Raw genomic sequence first — 6,971 nt, 5'->3', positions numbered from 1 at the left:
GGGGGGGGGGGGGGGGGGGGGGGGGAGGGATATGCGTGGGGGTTCGGTGCCTGTTGTCGACGGAGGGCTCGTCGGGGATGTCAGTGTGCCCGGCGGGGCCGGTGGGGTGGTGCTGTTCGCGCACGGGAGCGGCAGCTCGCGGCACAGCCCGCGCAACACGGCCGTCGGTCGCGCGCTCAACGACCGTGGGCTGGCCACCGTGCGGGTCGACCTGCTGACCGCCGACGAGGAGGCGCGGGACGAGGTCACCGCCGAGCTGCGCTTCGACATCGGGATGCTGGCCGAGCGCCTGGCCGGGATCGTCGACTGGATGGGCGCCGACCCGGAGCTGGGGCGGCTCCCGATCGGGCTGTTCGGGGCCAGCACCGGCGCCGCCGCCGCCCTGGTCGCCGCGGCGGCCCGGCCGGACCGGGTGGGCGCGGTGGTCTCCCGGGGCGGCCGGCCCGACCTGGCCGGAAGCTCACTGACCGCGGTACGCGCACCGACGCTGCTGCTCGTCGGCGGCCTGGACGAGCAGGTGATCGTGCTCAACGAGCAGGCCCGGGACGCGCTCGGCGAGGTGGCGGAGCTGCGGATCGTGCCCGGCGCCACCCACCTGTTCGAGGAGCCCGGCACGCTGGAGCAGGTGGCCGACCAGGCAGGTACCTGGTTCACCACCCACCTGCGCCAGCCGCACCCCGCCTGAGCGGCAGCCCGTCAGCCCGCGGCGTCGACGGCCGAGTCCGGCCCGGCGGCGCGGCCGGTTTCGGCGCGGTGCCGCTGCACGGTGTCCAGCACCCGCCAGAGCACCGCCGCGATCGGCACCGACACGAACGCGCCGGCCACCCCGGCGACCAGCGTGCCGGCGGTGACCACCACCAGGATGACCGCCGGATGCAGTTGCACCTGCCGCCGCATCACCAGTGGCTCCAGCAGGTTGCCCTCGATCTGCTGGACGGCGATCACCGCGGCGAGCGTGAGCAGAGCCGTGGTGGGACCGTTCGCGGCGAGCGCGACAAGCACCGCCACCGCGCCGGCCACCGTGGCACCGATGATCGGCACGAAGCCGCCGAGGAGCGTGATCAGGGCGAGCGGCAGGGCCAGCGGGACCCGCAACACGACAAGCGCCAGTCCGATGCCGATGGCGTCGATGGCCGCGATGATCATCGTGCCCCGGCTGTACGCGCCGAGCGTGCGCCAGCCGGCCCGGCCCGCCTCGGCGGTCAGCTCCCGGCGCGGACCGGTCAGCCGGCGCAGCACCCAGTGCCACATCGAACGGCCGTCCTTGAGCAGGAAGAACAGCAGCACCAGCGCGAGCAGGATCGCGCCGGCCACCTCGGCTGCCTTGCGCGCCCCGGCCACCGGGTCGGGCGTCCCGCTGCTCAGGCCCTGCCGGATCTGCTCCACCAGCCGGTCGAGCTGCTGATCGGTGACCGGCAGGCTGGAGGTGACGAAGTCGCGGGTGCGTTGCAGCCCCTCGTCGAGTTGCTGGCTCAGCTCGCCGAACTGGCTCGCGGTGAGATTCCAGACCAGTACGCCGGCACCACCCAGGATGCCGAGCAACAGCAGGACGGTGAGCAGCGCGGCGAGCCCGGCCGGCACCCGCAGCCGGCGCAGGCGTACCAGGACCGGATCGAGTAGCGCGGTGAGGAAGAGCGTGCCGGCCAGCGCCACCGCCAGCGGCGCGAGCAGCACCGCGATCTGCCCCAGCAGCCACAACCCGGCCGTCACCACGAGGAGACAGGCGCTCCAGGTGACAGCGGTCCGTACCGGCCAGGGCAGCCCCGCCCAGGTCTGCCGGGGGCCGGTCGTCGGTGCCGGCCGCGTCGGCTCGGATCCATCAGCGTCCACGTCGCCTCCTCGATCGTGGCCGTTGGTACCCGACGCACGTCGATCCGACACCCCGGTGGGAATTGCCCACCCGGTGTTTGTGCCCCCAGCCCCAGGGAAGGCTTCCAACGTATCGAAGGGAGATCCGACATGAGCGACTTCATGGACAAGGCCAAGGACTTCGCCGACAAGCATGACAAGCAGGTCGACCAGGGCATCGAGAAGGCGGGTGACGCGGCCGACAAGCGCACCGGCGGCAAGTACGACGCCCAGATCGACAAGGGCGTCGACATGGCGCAGCAGCGGACCGGCGAGGGTGACACCGGGCGCTGACCCCGTACACCCGCACCGGCGCCGGACACGACGGCGGCCACGCCCCCTCAGGGAGCGTGGCCGCCGTGGCGTCGGGGTCAGGAGCTGTAGCCGCGTCCGGCGATCCAGTTGGCCAGCTCGGTTACGTCCATCCAGTACGTCGGCGTGTCCGGCCGGGCGGGGTCGGCGATGAGGACGGTGTCGGCGTCGCCCTCGTACCGCACCACGGTCAGGTAATGGCCGGGGTAGCTGTGCTCCACCCCGTCGATGTCCCGGGCGCCGCCCAGGATGTTCGCCACCACCGGCCGGTCGTCGTCCACGGCGGTCCGGATGTCCGCGCGCAGGCGGGCCACCTGCTCCGGGGTGGCCACGTCGTCGCGGATCTCGGTGGTCCGGTACTTGCCGCCGGTGTACTCGTTGAGCACCCGGGTGATGTCGATGGCGGAGTCGGTGCCGTTCTGGGTGGTGCCCAGCTTCGCGGCCAGCTCGTCCTGGCTCACGTCCTTGCCCTCGGCCGAGAGCGCGATGCGGGCCGAGGCGGGACCACAGTAGAAGAAGTTCGGCTGAGCCTGGTACTCGTAGTCGGCGGTGCGGTCACCCTTGCCCTTGACCGGGGCCGCGTGGGCGGCAGCCGGGCCGGCGACGGCACCGCCGGCAGCGGCGAGACCGGCGACGGAGAGCAGGCACTTGCGGATGATCGGGTTCATGTCGAGGCTCCATTCGGGGGTCGACGGCTCCGTGCGGGAGACGCGGCACCAGGAGTGGCGCTCGGCGTACGGAGAGTTCAACCGCCCTGCTTCCGGGCCTCATTTCCGGGCGTGACCGGGGCCACCGCGAAACCGGACAGAGCGCCTCAGTCGGGCAGGCTGCCCAGGAGCCGGGTCACCGCGATCTCGATGACCACCCGCTCCGGATTCGGACGCGGGGTGCGATAACGCTCGGCGTACCGCCGTTCGGCCTCGGCCACCGAAGCCGGGTCGCCGCGCAGCGCCGCCCGGCCCTCCACGGTCAGCCACCAGCGGCCGTCGACCTGACACACCGCCACCGGAGTGCCGTCCGGTCCGGCCGCGGCGACGTGCCGCGCCTTGGCCGACCCCGCGGAGGTGATCACCCGGGCCAGGCCGGCCTCCGGGTCGAAGGTCACCCCCACCGGTACGACGTGCGGGGTGCCGTCGGCGCGCAGCGTGGTCAGCGTGGCGAGATGCCGGTCCGCGAAGAAGCGGGCCACCCGCCCGTCGTGCGGATCCAACCGGTGCCGTCCCGCCATGCCGTCTCCTCGTTCGCGTGTCTCATCGGCGGGGCGCCGCGCCGGGCGGCAGCGCCGGGGACTTCCCGGTGGCCCGCTGTTCGACCTGGGCGGCACGATGCTTGACGGCCAGCCGGCCCAGGTAGAACAGCGCGCCGGCCAGCACGCCCATGTCGTCCAGGTAGATCGGGTCGGGCAGCAGGTCCACCGGCAGGATCGTGTAGATCAGCGCGCCGTAGAACGCGACCTTGCCGCCGGCGCCGAGCGCGCCGAGCATGCGGCGGGTGCGGACCAGCCGGACGGCGAGCACGACCGCCCCGGCCAGCATGGCCGCCGCGACGACGGCGGCGAGTACGACGAGCACCCAGGCTTCACGGGACACGCCCTCACGCTAGCCGAGCCGGGTCGATGCCGCCCGCGGGTCGTGGCCGTGACGCCCCGGGTCGTGGCCCGGGGCGCTCAGGCCGCCACGGCCGCCCGTCCCCGGGCAACCGGGGTCAGCTCGCGGGTGATGTCGACGGCGGCCGAACCGGTCGGCAGTTCCCGGGTGGTCTCCGGCCCGGCGAACCCGACGATGGACAGCTCCGCCTGCGGCTCAGGGGCCGGGTGCAGCGCCGCGAACGCCTCGTCGCGCAGGCTCTGCGCCGCCGCCGCGGCCCGCTCGGCGGCCTGCCAGGCGGCCTGTTCCCGCTGCGTGGCGGCCCGGTGCCGGGCGGCGAGGTTGTCCCGAACCAGCCGGCGCAGCAGCAGCTCCTGCTCCACCGGGTGCCGGCTCGGGTCCCAGCCGTTCCCGCCGAGGATGTCGCTGAGCTGCCGCACCGTGATCTCGTTGCGCCACTGGGCGTCCATCGCCGCCCGGTGCAGCCAGCGCTCCCGGTCCGCGTACTCGGCCGGGGTCCGGGCGGTCCGGGGCAGCGGCAGCGCCGCGGCGGCGGCCAGGCGCCGCACGTCGTCCTCCGCCGCCTGGTACGCCTGCCAGGCCGCCTCGGCCTCCTCCTGGGCGGTCAGCCACTCCGTCCGGCTCCGCTCGGCGGTGGCCGCCGCGCGGGCGGCGGCCACCGCCACCTCGTCGGCGTACCGGTCCCGCTCCCGATCCTGTACGCGGGCCCGCTCGGCCTGATCGATGCTGCTCGGCCGGGCGGCGTCACTGATCCGGTCGACAAGCTCCGAGCGGAACCGGGACGGGCGGACGATCAGGGCGGCGACCACTGTGGCGGCCACGGCGAGCAGAGCCAGCCAGATCACGGCGGCAGCGGGGACGTCGGGCAGGACGGTGGAGAAGACGGTCTGCATCACCAGCACCTCAAGGTGGAACGACTGACGAACAACGGTTTGTGGCCCGGTCATCCGGGTGGGGTGCGTCTCGCTACGGAGACGCGGCAGGGCGCGCGGGTGCGGCAGGTGTGGCCGCGCCGGGGCGTACCGGAAAGGTGGCCCGGTCAGGCGCGCGGCGGACCGCGGCGGGCGATGGCTGCCCGAGCCGGGTCGGCGACGGCGACGGCCGCCACGCCGGGCACCCGCCCGGCGGCTGTGGATTCGGTGCCGGCCGCGTCGGCGGCGGGACCGGAGGTGGATCGCGGCGCGCCGTCGGCCGTCGTGCCGCCCGCCGCGACCGTCGTCAGGCCAACCTCGGCCGGAACCGGAGACGCGATCACGCTCGGCGCGGCGGCGGAGGCGACAGTGACCGCGACGGACTGCTCGGTCACGGCGGCATGGGCGGGTGCGGCGGCGATGCCCTGGAGGCCGACGATCAGCACCAGGCCGGCCACGGCCGTGCGGGCGATCCGGCGCAGCGTCGCCGTCCAGGTGGACGGGGCGAACGCTACGGGCAGCACCAATTCAACCTATCGGTCAGCGGACGATTTCGCAGCTCAAAGATCTTGCTGGTTACGTGAGCCGTCCCACGGGTCGCTGTGGACGGACCGCTGCCTCGATGCCGCTGTCAGTTGCCGCCGAGCACCGGCGGCGGAGCGCCGTCGCCGTCGCCCCAGACCATCTCGTCCTCGGTGAGCCAGGTCAGCCGGCCGTCGGACTCGTCGTCGCCGTGGCTGCCGCGACCACCGAGCACGCCGCCACGGCCGGCCATCGCGGGCCGCCCGGTGCCGCCGGCCCGCTCGCCGGACCTGCCCCCGGCCTCGACCACCAGGCCGCGACCGGAGGTGAGCCGGCCGGTGCCGGCCGCCGCGCGGTTCTCCGCGCCGGGCGCGCCGCCGAACCGGGCCGAGGACGCAGAGTTGGGACCGGTGCCCGCGAGCGACCCGGTGCTGAGCACGCCGGGGGCGCCGTAGAGCCCGCCGCTGCCCCCGCCGGCCGTCATCGTGGCGGGGCCGCCGCCGGAGCCGAAGCCCGCGCTGCCGCCGATCGTCGGGCCGCCGGTGGTGCCGGTCAACGGGCCGGCGCCGGCCAGCGAGGTGCCGCCCGGGTCGGCGGTTCCGCCGGTGGTGACCGAGCCCGGAGCGCCCGCGCCGGGGTTGCCGCCCGGTGTGCCCGCGCCCGGGGCGTCCGCACCGGGCGTGCCGCTGGTCGGCGCCGTGTGGTGCACGCCCGACGTGGTGGCGGTGGCGCTCGCTCCCGGGCCGAAACTGCCCAGGTTCGGGCCGGACGACGGCGTCTTGACCGAGGGGCCGTTCTGCAGCGTCGGGTCGCCGTTGCTGGTGTTGCCGGGCAGCTCGACCTCGGGCGGGTCCGGCACGACGATCCGGCCGTACGCCGAGAAGTCGTAGCCCTCGGCGAGCTTCGCCACGACCTGCACCATCCGCTGGTGCGCCTTCTCCTGCTCGGCCTTGTCCTGCTGGTGGCCGACGATCCCGCCGATCACCGCGCCGGGGGCGCCGCCGAGCAGGAAGCCCTTGCCGGCGCCGGAGAGCAGCTTGTCGTTGTCGTCGGTCTTCTCCGGGCTCTCCGCCTTGGACTGCGCGGCCCGCAGCTCGCTGGACATCATGTCGAGGCCCTGCCGGATGCCCGTCATGCCCTCGGCGAGGTTGCCGGAGTAGCGCACGACCATGTCCAGCCGCCTGGTGAACTCGCGCGCGGCGTCGCCGGTCCAGCTCTTGGACAGCGCCTCCAGGTCGGCGGTGAGGTCGCGGCCGAGGTCGTCGAGCGTGCTCTTGAGGGAGGTCCACTGGGCGCTGAGCGCCTCGATCTGCTTCGGGTCGCCGGCGTTGACGCCCTGGTAGAGCTCCTCGTGGCTGACGTGCTCGTAGCGCCGGGTGTACTCAGACACGCGGGTCCTCCTTCGGCTGCTTCATCGCCTCGTTCAGCCCCGAGAGGGCGGCGGCGATGTCGGCCGCGGCGGCGGCGTTGCGGGCCTCGGCGGTCTTGTAGTTCGTCATGATCTTGTGGGTCGCCTCGCGGGCGGCCAGGATCGCCCGGCGCAGCCGGTCGACGTGGTTGACGTAGCTCTGGTGCGTCTCGGAGTAGCGACGTGCGTTGTCGGTCGCGTCGGTGAACGTGCCGAGCGCGGGCGGGCGGCACTGCATCTGGGTGTTCAGCTTGCGCAACACCGACTCCGCCTCGTCCAGCCGCCGCTCAAGTCGCTGGTGGAAGTCCTCCAGGGACAGTACGTCTACTGTCGTGCGCCCCGTCATGGCTGCATCCCCGTAGT

General features: G+C 74.2%; 10 protein-coding genes. 2 read left to right on the top strand and 8 right to left on the bottom strand.

Features of this window, described 5'->3' with window-relative positions; genetic code table 11:
* The first annotated feature begins 31 nt into the window (after positions 1-31).
* Complete coding sequence (locus tag BAW75_RS31015) at positions 32-685, top strand: dienelactone hydrolase family protein (RefSeq protein WP_104115882.1); 654 nt, start codon at positions 32-34, stop codon at positions 683-685.
* 11 nt (positions 686-696) lie between these two features.
* On the opposite strand, the gene BAW75_RS31010 is transcribed toward BAW75_RS31015, so the two are convergent.
* Positions 697-1,830 (bottom strand): AI-2E family transporter, encoded by a 1,134-nt coding sequence (locus BAW75_RS31010; protein WP_104115881.1) that lies wholly within the window; start codon positions 1,828-1,830, stop codon positions 697-699.
* A gap of 129 nt (positions 1,831-1,959) precedes the next feature.
* On the opposite strand from BAW75_RS31010, the gene BAW75_RS31005 reads away from it, so the two are divergent.
* The gene (locus BAW75_RS31005; RefSeq protein ID WP_043327099.1) at positions 1,960-2,142 is read left to right on the top strand and encodes an antitoxin; all 183 of its coding nucleotides are present in this window, start codon (positions 1,960-1,962) and stop codon (positions 2,140-2,142) included.
* A gap of 77 nt (positions 2,143-2,219) precedes the next feature.
* Here the strand turns inward: BAW75_RS31005 and BAW75_RS31000 are convergent, their stop codons facing one another.
* From BAW75_RS31000 to BAW75_RS30970, 7 genes are all read right to left on the bottom strand, one after another.
* Positions 2,220-2,828, bottom strand: coding sequence for a C39 family peptidase (locus BAW75_RS31000; RefSeq protein ID WP_064448614.1), 609 nt, complete (start codon positions 2,826-2,828; stop codon positions 2,220-2,222).
* Positions 2,829-2,974: 146 nt separating this feature from the next.
* Positions 2,975-3,388, bottom strand: coding sequence for a pyridoxamine 5'-phosphate oxidase family protein (locus BAW75_RS30995; protein ID WP_104115880.1), 414 nt, complete (start codon positions 3,386-3,388; stop codon positions 2,975-2,977).
* A gap of 22 nt (positions 3,389-3,410) precedes the next feature.
* On the bottom strand, positions 3,411-3,749 hold the full coding sequence (locus BAW75_RS30990) for a YkvA family protein (protein WP_043327093.1): 339 nt from the start codon (positions 3,747-3,749) through the stop codon (positions 3,411-3,413).
* Positions 3,750-3,826: 77 nt separating this feature from the next.
* Complete coding sequence (locus BAW75_RS30985) at positions 3,827-4,660, bottom strand: hypothetical protein (protein ID WP_064448627.1); 834 nt, start codon at positions 4,658-4,660, stop codon at positions 3,827-3,829.
* Between the two features lie 146 nt (positions 4,661-4,806).
* Positions 4,807-5,202 (bottom strand): hypothetical protein, encoded by a 396-nt coding sequence (locus BAW75_RS30980; protein ID WP_104115879.1) that lies wholly within the window; start codon positions 5,200-5,202, stop codon positions 4,807-4,809.
* A gap of 107 nt (positions 5,203-5,309) precedes the next feature.
* Positions 5,310-6,590: a WXG100 family type VII secretion target gene (locus tag BAW75_RS30975; protein WP_104115878.1), complete on the bottom strand. Its 1,281-nt coding sequence runs from the start codon at positions 6,588-6,590 to the stop codon at positions 5,310-5,312.
* Complete coding sequence (locus BAW75_RS30970; protein WP_030503518.1) at positions 6,583-6,954, bottom strand: hypothetical protein; 372 nt, start codon at positions 6,952-6,954, stop codon at positions 6,583-6,585. The genes BAW75_RS30975 and BAW75_RS30970 overlap by 8 nt, the downstream gene beginning before the upstream one ends.
* Positions 6,955-6,971 lie beyond the last annotated feature (17 nt).

This window comes from Micromonospora chalcea (genome assembly GCF_002926165.1).
Lineage (GTDB): Bacteria > Actinomycetota > Actinomycetes > Mycobacteriales > Micromonosporaceae > Micromonospora > Micromonospora chalcea.
This window is presented reverse-complemented; position numbering and strand designations above follow the sequence as displayed.

Coding starts and splice junctions, on each gene's coding strand:
- BAW75_RS31015 (WP_104115882.1), top strand. CDS start 32: ATGCGTGGGGGTTCGGTGCCTGTTGTCGACGGAGGGCTCGTCGGGGAT.
- BAW75_RS30995 (WP_104115880.1), bottom strand. CDS start 3,388: ATGGCGGGACGGCACCGGTTGGATCCGCACGACGGGCGGGTGGCCCGC.
- BAW75_RS30970 (WP_030503518.1), bottom strand. CDS start 6,954: ATGACGGGGCGCACGACAGTAGACGTACTGTCCCTGGAGGACTTCCAC.
- BAW75_RS31005 (WP_043327099.1), top strand. CDS start 1,960: ATGAGCGACTTCATGGACAAGGCCAAGGACTTCGCCGACAAGCATGAC.
- BAW75_RS30985 (WP_064448627.1), bottom strand. CDS start 4,660: ATGCAGACCGTCTTCTCCACCGTCCTGCCCGACGTCCCCGCTGCCGCC.
- BAW75_RS31000 (WP_064448614.1), bottom strand. CDS start 2,828: ATGAACCCGATCATCCGCAAGTGCCTGCTCTCCGTCGCCGGTCTCGCC.